The organism is Pedobacter frigiditerrae (assembly GCF_032678705.1).
Taxonomy (GTDB): domain Bacteria; phylum Bacteroidota; class Bacteroidia; order Sphingobacteriales; family Sphingobacteriaceae; genus Pedobacter; species Pedobacter frigiditerrae_A.
This window is the reverse complement of the sequence record NZ_JAVTSS010000001.1, coordinates 798,540-817,517: the sequence shown is the minus strand read 5'-3', so window position 1 is coordinate 817,517 and position 18,978 is coordinate 798,540. Positions and strand designations below refer to the sequence as shown.

Genomic DNA, 18,978 nt, shown 5'->3' with positions numbered 1-18,978 from the left:
AAATGAAGAAAACACTTTTCTCTCTTGCAATAATTTGCTGCTCTTTTGTCTTAAAAGCTCAAACAGAAACAATTTTAACCATTAAACCTGCTACTGAACAAGTTATAAGTAAACACATTTACGGTCATTTTTCTGAGCATTTGGGTCGTTGTATTTATGATGGTTTTTGGGTTGATGAAAATTCGACCATCCCAAACAAAGGAAGAATTAGGTTAGACATTGTTGATGCCTTAAAGAAAATCAAAATTCCAAATTTGCGTTGGCCAGGTGGATGTTTTGCAGACGAATACCATTGGCGAGATGGAATTGGGCCAAGAAACTTACGCCCAAAAATGGTTAATACCAATTGGGGTGGCGTTGTAGAAGACAATAGCTTTGGTACACATGAGTTTTTAGAGCTTTGCGAAATGCTCCAAACTGAACCTTACATTGCTGGTAATGTGGGCAGTGGAACAGTAGAGGAAATGGCAAAATGGGTGGAGTATTTGAACTTTGATGGCGTGAGTCCGATGACTGCCATTCGTAAGGAAAATGGTAGAGAAAAACCTTGGAAAGTGGCTTTTTGGGGTGTTGGAAATGAAAGCTGGGGTTGCGGGGGTAACATGACGCCACAATATTATTCAGATTTATACAGAAGATACGCTACCTATGCTCGTGATTACGCTGGTGCACCTTTGAAGAAAATCGCCGCTGGTGCTAATTCTGACGATTACAACTGGACAGAAACCTGTATGAAAAACATAGGTGCCAGAATGTGGGGATTAACACTACATCATTATACATTACCAACAGGAAAATGGAATGCTAAAGGTTCTGCAACTGCGTTTGATGAAAGTCAATATTTTAGCACCATGCAAAACTGCCTAAAAATGGAAGAGCTGGTTACTAAACACTCAGCTGTTATGGATAAATATGACCCGAAGAAAAGGGTAGCATTGGTTGTTGATGAATGGGGAATATGGACAGACGTTGAGCCTGGCACAAACCCTGGTTTTTTATACCAACAGAATAGCTTACGCGATGCCTTAATTGCTGGCACAACGTTGAATATTTTCAATAACCACTCTGATAGGGTTAGAATGGCAAACTTGGCACAAACGGTAAATGTTTTACAAGCTTTGGTTTTAACCGAAAAAAATAAGATGATTTTAACCCCTACTTATCACATTTTCGATTTATATAAAGTTCATCAGGATGCTAAGTATTTACCGATAGATTTTGTAAGTCCTGATTACTTAATGGGTGATAAAAAAATTCCAGCGTTAAATATTTCTGCATCACAGGATGCAACAGGTGCAATTCACATTTCATTGGTTAACCTAAATCCACATCAAAAAATCACTTTAAACACAGCATTAGATGGTTTAAACTGGAAAACCGTAACTGGACAAATATTAACCTCTGCAAAAATTACAGATATCAATACTTTCAATGAGCCTAATAAAATCCACATTGTGAAATTTAATGGTGCAAAGAAAAATGGCAATAAACTTTCTGTAGAATTACCAGCCCAATCTGTTGTTGTTTTAGAGTTAAAAAATTAAATAAATTGTTGGTGGGGACGCCAACAAAGGGAATTTAAACGTTAGCGTCCTCGCCAACGGATTTTAGAATATCATAAAAACATAATGAAAAAACTCACATTTCTAATTCTATTCACACTCTTCATTTCATTCAATGTAAATGCGCAAAAAAATTATCTTTTTGCTTATTTCAATAATAACGGGCAAGACGGATTGCATTTAGCCTACAGCAATGATGGCTTTAAATGGACTGCCTTAAAAAATGATAAATCGTTTTTAACGCCAACGGTTAGTAAGGATAAATTAATGCGTGATCCTTGCATTATTAAAGGTCGTGATGGATTATTTCATATGGTATGGACAGTTAGCTGGAAAGATAAAGGGATAGGTTACGCGAGCTCTAAAGATTTAATCAATTGGAGCGAACAACAATTTATTCCAGTAATGGCTAAAGAAGAAGGTGCCAGAAATACTTGGGCACCAGAAATTACTTATGACAATAAAACAAAAACCTATTTAATTTATTGGGCAACTACAATTATCGGCAAATTTCCAGAAACAGCTTCAAAAGCTGATGATGGCTACAATCACAGGATTTATTACGTAACTACTAAAGATTTCAAGACGTTTTCTGAAACCAAACTTTTATACGACCCAGGTTTTAATGTGATTGATGCCACAATTGTAAAAGACAAAAGGAGATTCATCATGTTTTTAAAAGATGAAACCAGAGAACCTGACCAGAAAAACTTAAAGATTGCCTATAGCGATAATTTAATTGGTCCTTACACTAAGGCAAGCGAAAAAATCACTGGAAATTATTGGGCAGAAGGTCCTACTGTTTTAAAGATTAAAAAAGACTGGCTGGTTTATTTCGATAAGTACAGAGAGCATAAATATGGAGCCATACAATCTTCAGATTTGTTAAACTGGACTGATGTATCTGATCAAATTTCCGTTCCAAAAGGAATAAGACATGGTACTATTTTGCCAATCAAAAAAAGAGAATTAAAAAAACTATTAAAGGTTAATTAAGATGAATTATCACATTAAACTTGTTGGCTTAATTGCCATTGCCCTTAGCACATCGATAGCCAAATCTCAAGAGAAAATAATCGTTTCCACAGGTAATCCAATTATTACCGATAAATATACGGCAGACCCTGCTGCTTATGTCTACAAAGATTCTGTTTATTTATATACTGGCCATGATGTACCAAAAGCACCAAAAAACAGCTATGAAATGCACGAATGGCTAGTTTATTCATCGGCAGATATGGTAACTTGGAAAGAACATAAATCTCCATTAGATACCAAAGCTTTCGCTTGGGCTAAAGACGATGCCTGGGCCAGCCAAGTGATAGAACGCGATGGTAAATTCTATTGGTATGTGGCCATAACTCACGGCACCATACACGGAAAATCTATTGGCATTGCAGTTTCAGATAGTCCGACTGGACCGTTTAAAGATGCATTGGGCAAGGCTTTAATTACTAATGACATGACAACTGATGTAAAAATCAGTTGGGATGACATTGACCCATCCGTAATCATAGATGATGATGGTCAGGCATATTTATTTTGGGGAAATCAGAAATGCCGTTATGTAAAGCTAAAAAAGAACATGATAGAAATGGATGGCCCAATTGTAACCTTAGATTTAAAAGAGTTTACCGAAGCACCGTGGATTCACAAAAGAAAAGACTGGTATTATCTTTCGTATGCTTCTCAATTTCCCGAAAAAATTGTTTATGCCATGAGTAAAAAAGTGACTGGTCCGTGGGAGTATAAAGGCATTTTAAATGAGATTGCTGGCAACTCAAACACCAACCATCAAGCCATCATCAATTTTAAAGGCAAAGATTATTTCGTTTATCACAATGGTGCTATCAACAACGATGGTGGTAGTTACAGAAGGTCTGTTTGTATAGATTATCTCTACTATAACAAAGATGGAACCATGAAACGTGTGGTGATGACAACAGAAGGGATTAAAAAGGCTAATTAGAATTAGTGAGTGGTGGAGTTGGTGAGATGTGAAGCTGTTAAAGATTAGATTTATTTGAAAAGCAAAAACAGTTTTTCATTTCAAAGCTAGTCCCGCTTTCACTTCAAGTCCTCTCCCGAAGAAAAATCGGGATGCGGGCTTTTCGTTCAATCAGGTTTATTTTATGCAGGTTCTAGGAACTATGTACGGTTTCCTTGCTCCAAGGGAGTTCCCATGGAACACTAGCTTAAGTTAAATAGCCCAAATTGAAGCGACATCCTTTTTGGCTGTCATCCTGAGCGTAGTCGAAGGATAGCCAAAAAGATATAGCGGAAAGTTGGACAAACTTTAATCGTTTCACTTCTATTGGGCTTCAAATAAATAATTTTATAATATGACAAAGAAACTTATCATTTGTGCCTTATTATCATTTACTGTAAATTTTGCTTTCGGGCAAGATAAACTGCAAGCCTTTAGCTTAAATGAAGTTCGTTTACTCGACGGACCTTTTAAAGCGGCACAACAAACGGATTTAGCCTATATGTTATCGCTAAACCCAGATCGTTTGTTAGCACCCTATTTAAAAGATGCAGGTTTACCTACAAAAGCAGAACAATATGGCAACTGGGAAAACACAGGTTTAGATGGACACATGGCTGGTCACTATTTATCTGCTTTGTCGTTAATGTATGGTTCTACAGCTGATGTTAAAGTGAAAGAAAAGATAGATTATGTAATCAGTGAACTTGAAAAATGTCAAGTTAAAAATGGCAATGGCTATGTTGGTGGCGTACCGGGTGGTAAAGCAATTTGGGAAGAGATTAAACATGGAAAAATTAGAGCCAACAGCTTTTCGCTGAATGGCAAATGGGTGCCATTGTACAACATTCATAAAATCTATAACGGCTTATATGATGCTTATGCCGTTACAGGCAATTTAAAAGCTAAAAACATCCTCATTAAATTAACAGATTGGTGCATTGACTTGGTGGAAAATTTATCTGATGCTCAAGTTCAGGAAATGCTAAAAAGTGAACACGGCGGTTTAAATGAAATTTTCGCGAATGTTGCAGCCATTACTGGCGATAAAAAGTATTTAGCGCTAGCTAAAAAGTTTTCCGATTTATCAATTCTTAATCCCTTACTCAATCAAAAAGATGCCTTAAACGGGCTACATGCAAATACGCAGATACCAAAAGTAATTGGTTTTGAACAAGTTGCTAAAGTAGCTAACGATGCAACTTGGGCAAATGCAGCATATTTTTTCTGGCAAACTGTGGTAAAAAACAGAACAATTTCCATTGGCGGAAACAGTGTAAGAGAGCACTTTAATCCTATTAATAATTTTTCATCGATGATAGATTCGAGAGAAGGTCCAGAGACTTGTAACTCTTATAACATGCTAAGATTAACCAAGCAGTTATTTTTGGCTAATCCAAGCGCTAATTATGTAGATTATTATGAAAGAACTTTATATAATCACATTTTAAGTTCTCAAAGTAAAACTGGTGGTTTTGTCTATTTTACACCGATTAGACCAGGGCATTATAGGGTTTATTCTAACGCTCAAGAAGGTTTTTGGTGTTGTGTAGGCTCTGGATTAGAAAACCATGCTAAATATGGCGAGCTGATTTATGCCCACAGTAAAACTGATTTATTTGTGAATCTTTATATCCCATCAACCTTAAACTGGAAAGAAAAAGGGTTGAGTATTACACAACAAACTACTTTCCCAAATTCAGAAACTTCAAAGCTTAGTGTAAAGATTAATAAACCAAGTTCGTTTGCCATTAATTTCCGTTACCCTGCTTGGGTTACCAATAACACTTTAACCATCTTTATAAATGGGAAAAAGCAGGTCGTAACAAAAAATGCTGCTGGTTATGCTAGCATTTATCGTTTATGGAAAACTGGAGATGTGGTAAACATCACTTTACCAATGCACACGTCCACTGAATTTTTACCCGACCAATCTAACTGGGTTTCTTTTTTACACGGACCAATTGTACTTGCCTCGGAAATAGATACCTTAAAACCTAAAAAATTAATAGCGGATGGAAGCAGGATGGGACACATAGCTTCAGAAACATTATTTCCAATAGATAAGGCTCCATTAATTGTTGGCTCGAAGGATAATTTGGCTACAAAAATTAAATCTGGCGCTACCAATATGCAGTTTAATGCTAGTAATTTAATCTATCAAGCTCAATATAAAAACCTAAAGCTTGTTCCATTTTATGAGATACAAGGTAGTAGGTATATGCTATATTGGCCATATACAAATGAGGCAGGTTTGCAGGAAAAAGTAGCTTATATCAATAAAATTGAAAAGACAAAAAATGAACTCGATGCACAAACGGTAGATGTGATTAACACAGGCGAGCAGCAACCAGAATCTGATCATAATTTTAAAGGCGAACAAACAGAAAATGGAACTTTCTTGGAAAGGCATTTTAGAAATAGCAAAGATTGGTTTAGCTATGAATTAAATAACCCCAAATTAAATGCAAGCAAGCTTCGCCTAACCTTATATGGCAAAGATAAAAACAAGAACTTTGAGGTTTATATCAACAAAATTATAATGACCACCGTAAACTTAGATGGTAGTAAAGGTGATGGTTTTTACGAAGTTGAATATGAAATCCCTGCCTTTTTAAGGAAGGAAAAAATGGAAGTGAAATTTGTTGCGCAAAATAAATCGCAGGTTGCTAATATTTATGAAGTAAGGTTGATGAAGTAATGGATTGTTAAATTGTAGGATAGCTGAATTGCTATTATTAAAAAAGATTCGTCATTGCGAGGATCGATTTTTCATCGTCCGAAGCAATCTCCTTTCAGATTTTACGCCATTGCAAAGGGGGAGATTGCTTTCCCGAGAAGTCCTATCGTGTGGATACATCTTTTTTGCTCATTGCTTTTTGGACTATGCAAGGTTCCGTTCATAATATTGGTGTCTCTAGCCAAGCACGACCGTCAATCCCCAGTGCCAGCCCAATCAAAAAAACAGTAGCACAATAGAAAAACCAGCACTAACAAACCTCAAACGCAGTGGTTTTGTGCTCATTCTTGTACTGACTTTCATTTATCAGTTACGAACAAAACAAAGTGCCGCTGTTTTTTTGATGAGCAAGGGCCCGTGAAAAGGCACCTAGCGGGATTGACAAGCATTTTTGCATACTTTTGATGCTTCAAAAGTTTGATGCCTGCCGGCATAGAGGCAAAAAAGAAACCAATATTTGTGTCCACACGATAGGAGAAGTCGGGACAGGCAGTGCCTTGCAATGACGCAAACGGTCTAGAGCCGATTGAGCATAACTTTATTGATATTATCAGAGGATTTGTTAGAGTGTTGAACTGGAATTGCCAACTGAAAACTGGAACCAAATCATTTTTGTCATTCAGAACTTGTACCGATTTTACATCGGTAGCGCAGCAGCTTGTCCCGACTTTTCGGGAAAGAATCTATCTAATTCAACTCCTTAAATAGATTCCTCGTTCCTCGGAATGACAAACTATTTAGTTCCCATCAGGTTTAACAATACTACTCTTAGGACTTTCTGGCCATTTCCATTTGTTTACATCATCAGGTTTTGATGGATTAAACGCCGGCAAATCATCTACTAAAAATTTAGCTATACCTAAGTTTTGCTGTTTGATACCCAAAATAATGCATTGCGCAATTTCATAAGCACCATAAGGATTAAAGTGCGTATTATCTGCCAATGCTTTGGTTTGTCCAGGATAACTATTTGCTGGATAATGCACAAAAGCCTTTTTAGAATTTTCCTCACCTAATGCGTTAAAAAGCTCAGTTGTCATCGCATTTAAATCTATCAGCGCTACTTTTTCATCTTCAGCAACCTTACGAGCCGCAGCAGGAAAATCACCAAGAGAGTTAGTTATTTTTCCATCAGCACCGAAAGACCTACGACTTGTTGAAGTAACAATTACAGGAATACCACCTTTCTTTTTTGTTTCACTTACAAAGGTTTTTAAACGTTCTGTATAAGATTTAAAAGCGCCATCGTTAGGTCCTTTATCTTTTTGGTCGTTATGACCGAACTCTATAAAAAGATAATCGCCTGGTTTCATTATGCTTAAAACTTTTGCTAACCTCCTACTACCTAAAAAAGAGCCTAAGGTTAAGCCAGATTCAGCGTGATTGGCGATGGCAACTCCAGGTTTAAAGAAACGCGTCACCATTTGTCCCCAAGATGCCCAAGGTTCATCATCCTGATTAACAACAGTCGAATTTCCTGCCAAGAAAACAGTGATTTGGTCTTCAACTTTTGTAATTTCTAATGAATTCAAATGGGTATTTAAATCAAATTCTAAGGTCAATTTATCATCCCAATCCAACTTGGTTAATTCCCTTGGCTTTAAGCCAACTACTTGTCCACCGGTTATATTTTTATTTTTAACGTTTACAATAAAAGTTTTAGTGGTGTATTGTACTGCAGAAGTCTTCACATTTTCCAACATCAATCTTCTAGATTCTGCTTTAACTGTACTTTCAGATGCTACTTTTAAATCCCCAAAGGTAACCGTGATTTTGTAATTTCCTTCTGGTACTGCCACCGAGAAATAAAATGGCTTATCGCTTTTTATTAAATCTCCTTTTTGGTAAGACTTACCACCCCTATCACCTTCAACTACTTTCGAATCAAAATCAAACCCATAACCTTTCTCTTTGCTGTAGGCATCGCTTGGTAGCACTTTAATGTAACCTTTAGCTTTCTTTCCAGAACCGAAAGCAAATTTGTAATCCGTTTTTGTCTGCGCAAATAAATTATTTGACAGTAGCAGTAAGGCAAAAGTTATTTTATAAATAGTGTTCATAAATGTTTTATATTATATATCAAAATATAGGAACTATTTTAAGTTTAAAATACCACCCGCCTTTCAGGCACCCCTCCAAAGGAGGGGAATGAAGGTTGCAATTCCCCTCTTTTAGAGGGGTGGTCGAAGACCGGGGTGTTTCTTAACTATGATTTTATTTTACTAATAAAATATTTGATTTGACTACAATTTTAATTATTTAGAGTTTAGTGTAATAACAGCGCTTGGCAAACCTTTAGCGCTAACTTGTAAATTGATACTTCCTTTTATTTTTGAGCTTTCTACAATCGCAACTGCCATTCCGCTAAAAGCTTTCATTTCTGGTTGATGAAATAATTGTAAAGAAGTAGCATCGCCATTGCAAGCCGCACGATATTTTCCTACTCCAGTCACTTTAAACATTAAATTATCCGTTGCAGTCGGACAAAGATTCCCATCCTTATCTACCACGCTAATCGTTACAAAAGATAAATCTTTACCATTTGCGCTTAACTGTTTTCGGTCTGCCATTAATTTTAAGTGATGTGGTGCGCCTGCAGTTTTAACTTCTTCAGTAGCCACAGCTTTTCCATTTTCATCATAAGCTACAACTTTTAAACTTCCCTTTTGGTAAACCACATCATTCCACATTAAACGGTAACGAGTTTGGTTATTCAAATTGCTTTTTTTCTGCACACCCATACTTTTTCCATTTACAAATAACTCTGCCGAAGGATAATTAGTATAACAGAAAACTGGAACATTCTGACCTTCTTTACCTTCCCAGTTCCAATGTGGTAATAAATGCAATGTTTTTTCTTCTGGTTTCCATCGGCTTCTATATAAATAAAACCTATCCTTAGGTAAGCCAGCTAAATCGTAAATACCAAAATAAGAACTTCTCGATGGCCAATAATCATCATAGGGCGTAGGTTCTCCTAAATAATCAAAACCTGTCCAAACAAATTCACCAGCAGAATAAGCCGTTGTATCTTGAACCGCCCACTCATCATCTGGAACTTGAGACCAATTACAAAACTCTAAATCGTAAGATGAACTTTGATTATCTGGATGATGAATATCCTTGCCCATCTTTACTGGAAAATGGTAAACGCCTCTTGAACTAACCGTTGATGCAGTTTCTGAGCCATAAAGAAATCCTTGTGGTAATTTTTTATACGCTTCGAAATATTGTTTCGGTTTGTAATTAAATCCAGGAACATCTAAAGTAGCCGCAAAATTGTTTTTTAATGCAGAATTAATACGGTCCATTCCAGCTGTTACCAATCTGGTTGGGTCTGCTTTGTGGCAAATATCTTGAAGATAGGTAATGATTTTATAACCTTCTTTATTGTCTTGGTCAGGCACTTCATTGCCGATACTCCACATGATAATACTTGGATGATTTCGGTCTCTTTCAATCATATTGGTTACGTCCTTCTCCGCCCACTTATCGAAAAAGTTATGATAACCATTTTTCATTTTCCCTCTTTTCCACTCATCAAATGTCTCTTCGATTACTAGAAATCCCATTTCATCGCATAAATCTAAAAACTCAGGTGCTACCGGATTGTGTGAGGTGCGAATCGAATTACAGCCTAAATCTTTTAATAAAATTAATTGTCGGCGCATGGCGGAAACATTTACCGCTGTACCCAGTGGGCCTAAATCATGATGTAAACAAACGCCTTTGAACTTTACATTTTTATCATTTAACCAAAAGCCAGTTTCACGCTTAAACTCAGCTTTTCTAACACCGAACTTGGTTTGTTGTTGATCGGTTAATACATTGTTTAAATATAATTTAGTAACCAAGGTGTAAAGCGTTGGGCTTTCTGGCGACCATAATTTCGGGTTTTTAAGATTTAAATCTATTTCATTTTTATCTACAGCAGAACCACTAATTAACAATGCTCCTTTTGAGCCAAGTACATTATAAACCAATTTAAAACCTTTAACCAAACTATCAGATAACTTCGTTTTCACATATACTTTTGCAGCATTGGCTGATATTTCTGGTGTTGTGACAAATGTACCCCAGGTTTTAAGATTGGTCTTATTTTTAACAATCAAATGTACATTTCTATAAATTCCTGCTCCAGGATACCATCTAGATGACAATGGTTTATTATCAACCCTAACACTTAAAGTATTTGGCTTTCCCTTAATGATGTAAGACGAGATATTAAATTGAAAAGAGCTATATCCATAAGGCCAATTGCCAACTTCCTTACCGTTAACATAGATGGAGGAATTGCTCATTACCCCATCAAACATTAGCGTTACTTCATCATTACTAGATACTGTAGGAACTGTAAATGTGGTACGATACCAGCCAATGCCCATATAAGGTAAAGCACCTGTCCTACCGGTTTTTCTGGTTTCCTTGGTTTCGTTATTTTGAGTAATCTTAGTGATTTGCAAGTCGTTATTTTCATCAAACGGCCCATAAATTGCCCAATCGTGTGGCACAGTTACAGTTTGCCAAGCTTTATCATTAAAATTAATTTGAGCAGCACTAGGAAAATCTCCTTTTGAAAACTTCCATCCATTTTCCAATAAAATAGATTTAGTTAATTGTGCCGAGGATAGTAGAGGAAAAAAGCTTACCGAAATAAATATTACAGCGCTGAAAATTGACTTTTTTAAAGTAATCATTGTAGTCCTTAGGTTATTTGGTTTTGAGCTTAAATCTGACCATTTTATCTAAAAAAACTGTACTGTACTGTTATGAGGAAAATACGTCTAATTTACCATCTAAGAACATCTTAGCAGTTGAAATTTTATTAATTAAGGTGATGATGGCTTGTTTTACATGATAGTTATTTTTCCATTTTCCGTATTAGATTTCCCATCTTACATTCTTTTCTACCACCTTAGAACACAAAGAGCTCCTTAGAATTAACCTTAAAGTAGTTTTTTCATCCTAACCCTGTCGAAGGATTTCTTAATTCAAACAAGAATCGTCATATAACGCAGCCAGCGAGAGCCTGTCCTGATAATAATTGGGCAGATATCATTTAAGATTTAACTATATTTATTCCCAAAGCATTTAAAATCTCATATGAAATCAAGCCACTTCCTTATTGCCATTACCTGCTGTCTTAGCTTTCCCTTTACTTCTTTTGCTCAAGACAATGCCCAAGCAAAACCTGCAAGCTTAAACCATATTGCTTTTTATGTGGCCGACCTCAAAATAGCCTCAACCTTCTATCGTGATTTTTTTGACCTAAAAGAAATACCTAATCCCTTTAACGACCAAAAACATACTTGGTTTAGCCTAGGCCTAAATTCAGCTCTCCACATTATATCAGGCGCCAAAACCAAGGGCAATTATTTCATTGAAGAACATTTATGTTTTAGCACCCCATCCATTGAGATCTTTATCAAAAAGCTGAAAGCGCAAAAGATAACCTATATGAGCTTCAACAAGGTAATTAGTGAAGTTACCCTTCGCCCAGATGGTGTTCACCAACTCTACTTACAAGACCCCGATGGGCATTGGATTGAAGTGAATGATGCGAAGCTGTAGAATATGATAAGCCAATCTAATTTTTCTATTCGCAAAGAGAAATAAATAAAATAGAATTTTTTATTGCATGCTCTCTATGAAACAATCATATGGTGTCGATGACTTTTTATTCCAAATGCCCACCGCTTTACATAATCTTTGAAAATTATAATAATATCTGAATAGGTTACTTCGTCAATTAATATGACAGGTATAGTACTTCTTCTACATAATTCCATAATAAGCCCATATATAGTCCATACTAAGTCCATATATTACAAGTAAAACGTGGACTTTGTACAGATTTTATATATTTCTATAATGAAGGTTAATCGAAGGAGTATTACGAAGAGGTTATATCCTTTTTAGGTTACAATGATTATGACCAGTATTAACAACTTTTGTAACTGAGTAGTTTGGCGTTTTTCGTTTTTTAATTGTTCGTTCGGGATTCAGAGAAACCTCCGCGATGCTCCGGTTTTCCTGCTGGGGGCGGATTTAAACTCAAAGCCTTCGTTTCTCCGTTGTCGAAGCTTGCTTTTTTTTACAGCCTCGCCTTCAAGCAAGCTTGGACTTTGTGTAAATTAAAAAAGCCTTTCTTGCTATGCAAGAAAGGCTTTCATTTGTCGGGATGGCAGGATTCGAACCTACGACCTCCTGCTCCCAAAGCAGGCGCGATACCGGGCTACGCTACATCCCGAACTTGGTATCACCTTTTTGACCCTTTTGTGAAAGTGGAATCTTACTTTTTGTCGGGATGGCAGGATTCGAACCTACGACCTCCTGCTCCCAAAGCAGGCGCGATACCGGGCTACGCTACATCCCGAACTTGGTATCACTTTTTTTAGACCCTTTTGCGAAGGGATTGCAAAGAAACGATTTTTAAATTACAAAAACCACTAATTTGACGTTTAAATTTATGCGGAGGAAGAGGGATTCGAACCCTCGGTACCGTTGCCAGTACGACAGTTTAGCAAACTGTTCCTTTCGGCCACTCAGGCATCCCTCCGATTTTCAAAATATCCGTTTTGAGGTTGCAAATATAGCAATTCATTCATGTTTACAAAAAAAAATTACGTAGTTTGTAAATAATCTATTCGTACATGATAGATGCTCATCAGCATTGTCTTGAATATCAGCTTTATAGTTTCTAAATCTTTTAACGTTAAATCGCAATTATCTAACTGGTCTTGTTCCAATTTGTAGTTAATTATCCTTTCAACCAAGTCATTTATACTTTGAGCGTCTGGATTTTTGAGACTTCTTGATGCTGCTTCAACAGAATCTGCCAACATTAAAACACCAGTTTCCTTAGAAAAAGGAATTGGTCCAGGATAACGGAAAATATTTTCGTCGACGAACTTTTCTGGAGAATTTTTCAAAAATGATTGATAAAAATAATCCACCCTTGTGTTACCATGGTGCGTTCTAATAAAATCAATTACATTTTCTGGCAATTTATGCTTTCTAGTAATTTCTATGCCTTTATGAACGTGTTTAATAATTATCTGTGCACTTTGCTCATACGGCAACTTATCATGTGGACTAACAGCTGTATTTTGATTTTCGATAAAATATTGAGGATTTTCCATTTTACCAATATCATGGTAAAGTGCTCCTGCCCTAACTAGCAAAGAATTTCCTCCTATTTTAAAAATAGCAGCTTCGGCAAGGTTTGCAACTTGCAATGAATGTTGAAACGTTCCAGGAGCTTTAAATGCCAGTTCTCGAAGCAATTTATTATTTGTGTTTGTCAACTCTATTAAAGCTACATCAGAGGTAATTCCAAATACCCTTTCAAAAGCATAAATTAAGGGATATGCCAACAACGAAAGCAATACACTAAAAACAAAAGGTAAAAAATGAATCCATTCTATCTGCTCAAACGAGCCATTTCTTAGCAAAGAAATACCAACAAATGAAACAAAGTATGATGCCAAAATAAATGAAGCAGATATCAGCAGTTGCTCTCTTTTAATTAGATTTTTGATGCTGTAAATTGCCACCATACCAGCAGTAGTTTGATAAAAAACAAACTCAAAACTACTTGGCACAAAAAATCCAGCTATTAAAATAACCAACAGGTGAAGGTTTAAAGCAAGACGAGTATCAAATAATATCCTGATGATGATTGGCACTATACAGAATGGGATGTAATACAAGCTATTTAAATCCAATTTAATGGCCCATGTTAGTGCCAATAACATAGAAGTTATTACCAATAAAAGCAATAAAAGCTGTCTGTTATCTGCAAAAATATCTTTCCTGAAAAGAAAAAGGAAAACCATCAAAAGTGTAATGATAAAACCAACTAAAAAGACTTGCCCAAGGTAAACGAGCTTATTGTCACCTATGGTTTTTGTTTGAGCTTCATAAGCCTCTTTAAATGATAATAGCTTTTGAAATACCTCATCATCTACTGTACTCCCTTTGGCAACAATTAGTTCTCCTTTTTGGACCATCCCTTTGGTGGTAGACAAACTATTTATTGTATTATCCTGAACAACCAAGGTCAAACCTTCATCAAAAATAATATTTGGCTTTAAATGACTTTCAACTAGGTCAATAACAACATCATTAACTCTATCATTAATAGACTTAAAGTTAGATTTGAAAAAATTTAGCGCACTTTCTGTTGTAAAAACATCTTGAGAGTTCGATTTTGTAGAAATATTATTGTCTAACAATGAAAAATCGTAATGTTTCCCATCATTTTGATGTTTTACAGTTAATTCGATAATGCCTCTTTTGTATACTGATTGAAGCATTTTGTATGCATTTTGCTTATTTACTTCTTTTTCGTTTTCTGCAAAAGCATTAGACTTCCACTTTACATCAAACTCATTCAAAAATGCTTCGCCTTGTGCCTTAAACACTTCAACATCATACTTATAAATTGGCAAAACATTATTTAATGCCTCTTTTTTATCTGTAGCTACTTGACTGGTGGTTTTTAAAATTGCAAAACTAAATGGAGATATTAAATCCTTGTTATCCCAAACTTTTCCTTTTTCAAATTCATATCTAAATCGAGGTTGTTTAGGTAAATAAAGCGTGATTACAAAAACACAAACTACCATCATTACATATTTAATGTTTGACGAATATTTGCGGTAAAGAACCTTAGGATTGTTTCTGATTTTAGCCAAAATAGTTCGAATTGATTAACCCAAAATTAAGATTAATTTCTTAATAGCCCATAACATAAATATTTACAACGTTTTATTTGCAAATATGAAATTTTATGTTTCCATTTGTGATATCAAATTAATATCATTATGTATACAGAAAAAATCATCAAACCACCTTCAGGTTATTTAACCTTGGCTTTGTTTTTAGTATTATTGATTGGTGGCATCGTAGCCCTCTCAAACGAGTATTTTTTTACTGGCGCAGCAATCCTGACAGTAAATTTCATTTTGGTGTTACCAGGATTAATTATTGTGAACCCAAATGAATCTAAAGTGCTAACTCTTTTTGGAAAATACATTGGAACCGTTAAATCTGATGGGTTTTTCTGGGTAAATCCATTAACTAGCAAAAAGAAATTATCATTAAGAGCCCGCAACTTAAACGGACAGCAATTAAAGGTAAACGACAAAATGGGTAATCCGATTGAGATTGCTGCTGTAATTGTTTGGCAAGTTAATGAAACCGCTAAAGCAACTTTTGCGGTAGAAAATTATTTACAATACGTTAATATACAGAGTGAAGCAGCAGTTAGGCATTTAGCGAATAGTTTCGCTTATGATAATATGGAAGATGAAAGTGCTGAAATCACCTTGAAAGATGGCGCAGAAAAGGTAAGCATTTTATTAGAGCAAGAATTGAATGAACGCTTATCTAGAGCTGGAATTGATGTAATTGAAGCTCGTATTTCTCACTTGGCTTATGCACAAGAAATTGCTAGCGCCATGTTGCAACGTCAGCAAGCTACTGCGGTTATTGCCGCTAGAAGGTTAATTGTTGAAGGTGCTGTTGGTATGGTAGAAATGGCTTTAGAAAAACTTTCACAAAAAGGAATTGTAGAGCTTGATGAAGAACGCAAAGCTGCAATGGTTAGCAATCTTTTGGTGGTTTTATGTGGAGATAGACACGTTCAACCTGTTGTAAATACTGGCACATTATACAACTAATGGAATTTTTAGAAATACAGAAATTAAAATTATGGTGGCTTTACATCCTTTTGGGTGTAGAAGCCACTATAATTACTGTTATTACTATTTACGACAAAGGCGGTATGAGTTGGCAAGATTTGAAAAATATTTATTTCCTGCCATTTTTTGCAGTATTGATACCTTTTTTCGTTATCTACCTAGTTACCAAAAACAAACTCACGATTAAAATAGACCAGTGTGGAATTAACTATCATTATTGGCCCTTTGCTAATGAAAAATCAATCTCATGGACAAAAATTGATAAAATATACATTAGAAAATATAGTGCGCTTGGAGAATATGGTGGCTGGGGATGGAGAACTAAACTGTGGTTTAAATTTTATGATAAAGCCTATATTTTTAATGACAATAGTATAGGCTTACAACTTGAATTAGGCAATCGCAAAAGATTACTTTTCAGCACAGCCAAAGCTGAAGAACTAGGGCTTTTTTTAATCAACCTAAAAACAAAATACAACATAGGAGCTATAGAAACCGATGTCAGAGAAAGATAAAAAAGCCTTTGTGTTGAGAATAAACCCAGCTTTACTTAAAGAAATAGAGCAATGGGCCGCTAATGAATTCCGTAGTACAAACGGACAGATTGAATATTTATTAAGTGAGGCTATTAAGGCGAAGAAAAAATCAAAATCCAAAAAATCAGATACTGAAGATTAAACATCAGAAAAACAGTGTCAGTATTTCATAGCAATTGAAGCCCTGCCCTTTGCTAATCCCAATGAAAAATTGGGAACCGCTGACGGTCAGGTTTATATAACAATGTCACAGCCATAAGTCAAAATCGAACATTTGTGCAAGAATCTCTCTGCGATTGACTAAATTGCGCCACCAAATATTTTAAAAATATCATATGAGAGAAGTAGTAATTGTTGCTGCCGTAAGAACGCCTGTTGGTAGTTTCGGTGGTTCATTAGCTGGATTTTCGGCTACTCAATTAGGTGGCTTTGCCATCAAAGCAGCTGTAGAAAAAGCAGGTTTAAAACCCGCAGACATACAAGAAGTTTACATGGGCAATGTGCTTTCTGCAAACCTTGGTCAAGCACCAGCAACACAAGCCGCTAAATTTGCAGGCCTACCAGATTTACCAGCAACAACCATCAATAAAGTTTGTGCCTCAGGAACTAAAGCTATCATGTTAGCTGCACAAAGCATCGCCCTTGGCAACAATGAAATAGTAATTGCAGGTGGAATGGAAAGTATGAGCAATGTTCCTTATTATTTAGATAAGGCTAGAAACGGTTATCGTTTAGGTCACGGTCAAATTACTGATGGCTTGGTAAAAGATGGCTTATGGGATGTTTACAACGATTATCACATGGGTTCTGCAGCAGAATTATGTGCTGAAACTTGCAACATTACTCGTGAAGACCAAGATAACTTCGCCATTGAATCTTACAAAAGAGCGCAAGCAGCACAAGCTGGAGGCAAATTTGCGGAAGAAATAGCTCCTATAGAAATAAAAGACAGAAAAGGAGAAATCACTTTATTTAGTAATGATGAAGAACCTGCTGCTGTAAAATTTGATAAAATACCAGGACTTAAACCAGTTTTTAAAAAGGAAGGCACTGTTACAGCCGCCAATGCATCAACCTTAAATGATGGAGCCGCAGCTTTAGTGTTAATGAGTGCAGAAAAAGCAAAAGAAATGGGCATTAAACCACTAGCTAAAATTTTAGCGTATGCCGATGCACAACAAGCTCCAGAATGGTTTACCACAGCTCCATCAAAGGCAATTCCATTAGCTTTAAGTAAAGCGAATTTAAAAACTACAGATGTAGATTTCTTTGAAATAAACGAAGCATTTTCTGTTGTTTCATTGGCAAACAACAAAGAATTAGACTTAAACCCAGCCAAAGTGAATGTAAATGGAGGCGCAGTTGCCATTGGTCATCCACTAGGTGCATCTGGAGCGAGAATTGTTGTCACCTTACTTTCTGTTTTAGCACAAAACAACGGCAAAATTGGTGTTGCCGGAATTTGTAACGGTGGTGGTGGTGCAAGTGCAATAGTTATAGAAAATCTACGTTAATCAACTATGTTTAAACCGTTTAAGTTTTACTTATTCCTTTTCGTTTTATGCTGTTCCCTTACTCAATTAAGTGCGCAGCATACTTTTAATTTAAGCAATACTCCAAAATTAAATAAGATACAAGATTCCCTTGTAATTTTAAGTGAAGAGACTTTTGCGGCCAAAACCAATTTAGAACGTGTTGAGAAAAACTCTCAATTTGTAAAGAAGTTTATTAGCGCTTTGAAAGTAAACGGCTCTTTTAACTTTGCTTTCGACTCTTTAAAACGCATTTCTATTTTAAAATCACCAGACAATTCATTTCGCATCATCACTTGGTTTGTGCCAACAGAAGAAGGTACTTATCGTTATTATGGAACGATACAAATGGGAACATCAGACGGGAGCTTAAAACTTTTTCCATTAACCGACGGTTCAGATAAGCTTACTGATGCTTATTCCTTAACTTCTAATAAAAATTGGTTTGGAGCTAGATATTACGAGATGATACCTGTAATGGTAAATGGAAAACAACCTTATTGGATTTTTTTGGGATGGAAAGGAAACAATGCCACAACCAATAAAAAAGTAATTGAAGTATTATCTTTTGAGAAGGGTGAGCCTGTTTTTGGTAAAAATATTTTCGAAACGGCAAAAAATCAACCTTTAAAAAACAGGGTAATATTCGAATACAATAAGGCAAACACCATGACTTTAACTGTTGAAAGTAAGGTGAATATGATTGTGTTTGATCACTTAGCGCCATACGACCCAAAAATGGCTGGCAAATTTGAATTTTACGTTGGAGACGGTAGCTTTGATGGCTATAAATTAAATTGGGGTAAATTATTATTATCAGAAAACCTAGAACTGAAAAACGATCCTTCGCCTAATGACGATTTTTATGGCAAGCCTGTAAAAGCATCCACTATCATTACTAAAACAAATTAATA

The 18,978-nt window shown here is 35.8% G+C and carries 13 protein-coding genes and 3 tRNA genes; 10 read left to right on the top strand and 6 right to left on the bottom strand.

Annotated elements, in window-relative coordinates:
- Positions 1-2 precede the first annotated feature (2 nt).
- From R2Q59_RS03485 to R2Q59_RS03470, 4 genes are all read left to right on the top strand, one after another.
- Positions 3-1,544, top strand: coding sequence for an alpha-N-arabinofuranosidase (locus tag R2Q59_RS03485; protein ID WP_316783680.1), 1,542 nt, complete (start codon positions 3-5; stop codon positions 1,542-1,544).
- An 84-nt stretch (positions 1,545-1,628) separates the two neighbouring features.
- Positions 1,629-2,558 carry a glycoside hydrolase family 43 protein gene (locus R2Q59_RS03480; protein ID WP_316765708.1) on the top strand — a complete coding sequence of 310 codons (930 nt, stop codon included), beginning with the start codon at positions 1,629-1,631 and terminating at the stop codon, positions 2,556-2,558.
- Position 2,559: 1 nt separating this feature from the next.
- The gene (locus R2Q59_RS03475; protein ID WP_316783678.1) at positions 2,560-3,531 is read left to right on the top strand and encodes a glycoside hydrolase family 43 protein; all 972 of its coding nucleotides are present in this window, start codon (positions 2,560-2,562) and stop codon (positions 3,529-3,531) included.
- Positions 3,532-3,904: 373 nt separating this feature from the next.
- A complete protein-coding gene (locus R2Q59_RS03470) occupies positions 3,905-6,250 on the top strand; it encodes a glycoside hydrolase family 127 protein (protein WP_316783676.1) in 2,346 nt (781 codons plus the stop codon).
- 776 nt (positions 6,251-7,026) lie between these two features.
- On the opposite strand, the gene R2Q59_RS03465 is transcribed toward R2Q59_RS03470, so the two are convergent.
- The gene (locus R2Q59_RS03465; protein WP_316783675.1) at positions 7,027-8,349 is read right to left on the bottom strand and encodes a rhamnogalacturonan acetylesterase; all 1,323 of its coding nucleotides are present in this window, start codon (positions 8,347-8,349) and stop codon (positions 7,027-7,029) included.
- Positions 8,350-8,544: 195 nt separating this feature from the next.
- Positions 8,545-10,986 carry a beta-galactosidase GalB gene (gene galB, locus R2Q59_RS03460; RefSeq protein ID WP_316783673.1) on the bottom strand — a complete coding sequence of 814 codons (2,442 nt, stop codon included), beginning with the start codon at positions 10,984-10,986 and terminating at the stop codon, positions 8,545-8,547.
- A gap of 406 nt (positions 10,987-11,392) precedes the next feature.
- Here galB and R2Q59_RS03455 point away from each other — a divergent pair, with 406 nt between their 5' ends.
- The gene (locus R2Q59_RS03455; protein ID WP_316765697.1) at positions 11,393-11,860 is read left to right on the top strand and encodes a VOC family protein; all 468 of its coding nucleotides are present in this window, start codon (positions 11,393-11,395) and stop codon (positions 11,858-11,860) included.
- Positions 11,861-12,465: 605 nt separating this feature from the next.
- Here the strand turns inward: R2Q59_RS03455 and R2Q59_RS03450 are convergent.
- From R2Q59_RS03450 to R2Q59_RS03435, 4 genes are all read right to left on the bottom strand, one after another.
- Positions 12,466-12,539 (bottom strand) — tRNA-Pro (locus R2Q59_RS03450).
- Positions 12,540-12,591: 52 nt separating this feature from the next.
- Positions 12,592-12,665: transfer RNA gene (locus R2Q59_RS03445), tRNA-Pro, on the bottom strand.
- 96 nt (positions 12,666-12,761) lie between these two features.
- Positions 12,762-12,848, bottom strand: a tRNA-Ser gene (locus tag R2Q59_RS03440).
- Positions 12,849-12,912: 64 nt separating this feature from the next.
- A complete protein-coding gene (locus R2Q59_RS03435) occupies positions 12,913-14,919 on the bottom strand; it encodes an HDIG domain-containing metalloprotein (protein WP_316785466.1) in 2,007 nt (668 codons plus the stop codon).
- A gap of 198 nt (positions 14,920-15,117) precedes the next feature.
- Here R2Q59_RS03435 and R2Q59_RS03430 point away from each other — a divergent pair, with 198 nt between their 5' ends.
- The 5 genes from R2Q59_RS03430 to R2Q59_RS03410 all read left to right on the top strand — a co-directional run bounded on the left by R2Q59_RS03430 (position 15,118) and on the right by R2Q59_RS03410 (position 18,976).
- Positions 15,118-15,975: an SPFH domain-containing protein gene (locus R2Q59_RS03430; protein WP_316765696.1), complete on the top strand. Its 858-nt coding sequence runs from the start codon at positions 15,118-15,120 to the stop codon at positions 15,973-15,975.
- Positions 15,975-16,511, top strand: coding sequence for a hypothetical protein (locus R2Q59_RS03425; protein ID WP_316765694.1), 537 nt, complete (start codon positions 15,975-15,977; stop codon positions 16,509-16,511). Before R2Q59_RS03430 ends, R2Q59_RS03425 begins: the two co-directional genes overlap by 1 nt.
- A complete protein-coding gene (locus tag R2Q59_RS03420; RefSeq protein ID WP_316765692.1) occupies positions 16,495-16,674 on the top strand; it encodes an Arc family DNA binding domain-containing protein in 180 nt (59 codons plus the stop codon). The genes R2Q59_RS03425 and R2Q59_RS03420 overlap by 17 nt, the downstream gene beginning before the upstream one ends.
- Positions 16,675-16,867: 193 nt before the next feature.
- On the top strand, positions 16,868-18,046 hold the full coding sequence (locus R2Q59_RS03415; RefSeq protein WP_316783671.1) for an acetyl-CoA C-acyltransferase: 1,179 nt from the start codon (positions 16,868-16,870) through the stop codon (positions 18,044-18,046).
- Between the two features lie 6 nt (positions 18,047-18,052).
- Positions 18,053-18,976 carry a hypothetical protein gene (locus tag R2Q59_RS03410; protein ID WP_316783669.1) on the top strand — a complete coding sequence of 308 codons (924 nt, stop codon included), beginning with the start codon at positions 18,053-18,055 and terminating at the stop codon, positions 18,974-18,976.
- Positions 18,977-18,978 lie beyond the last annotated feature (2 nt).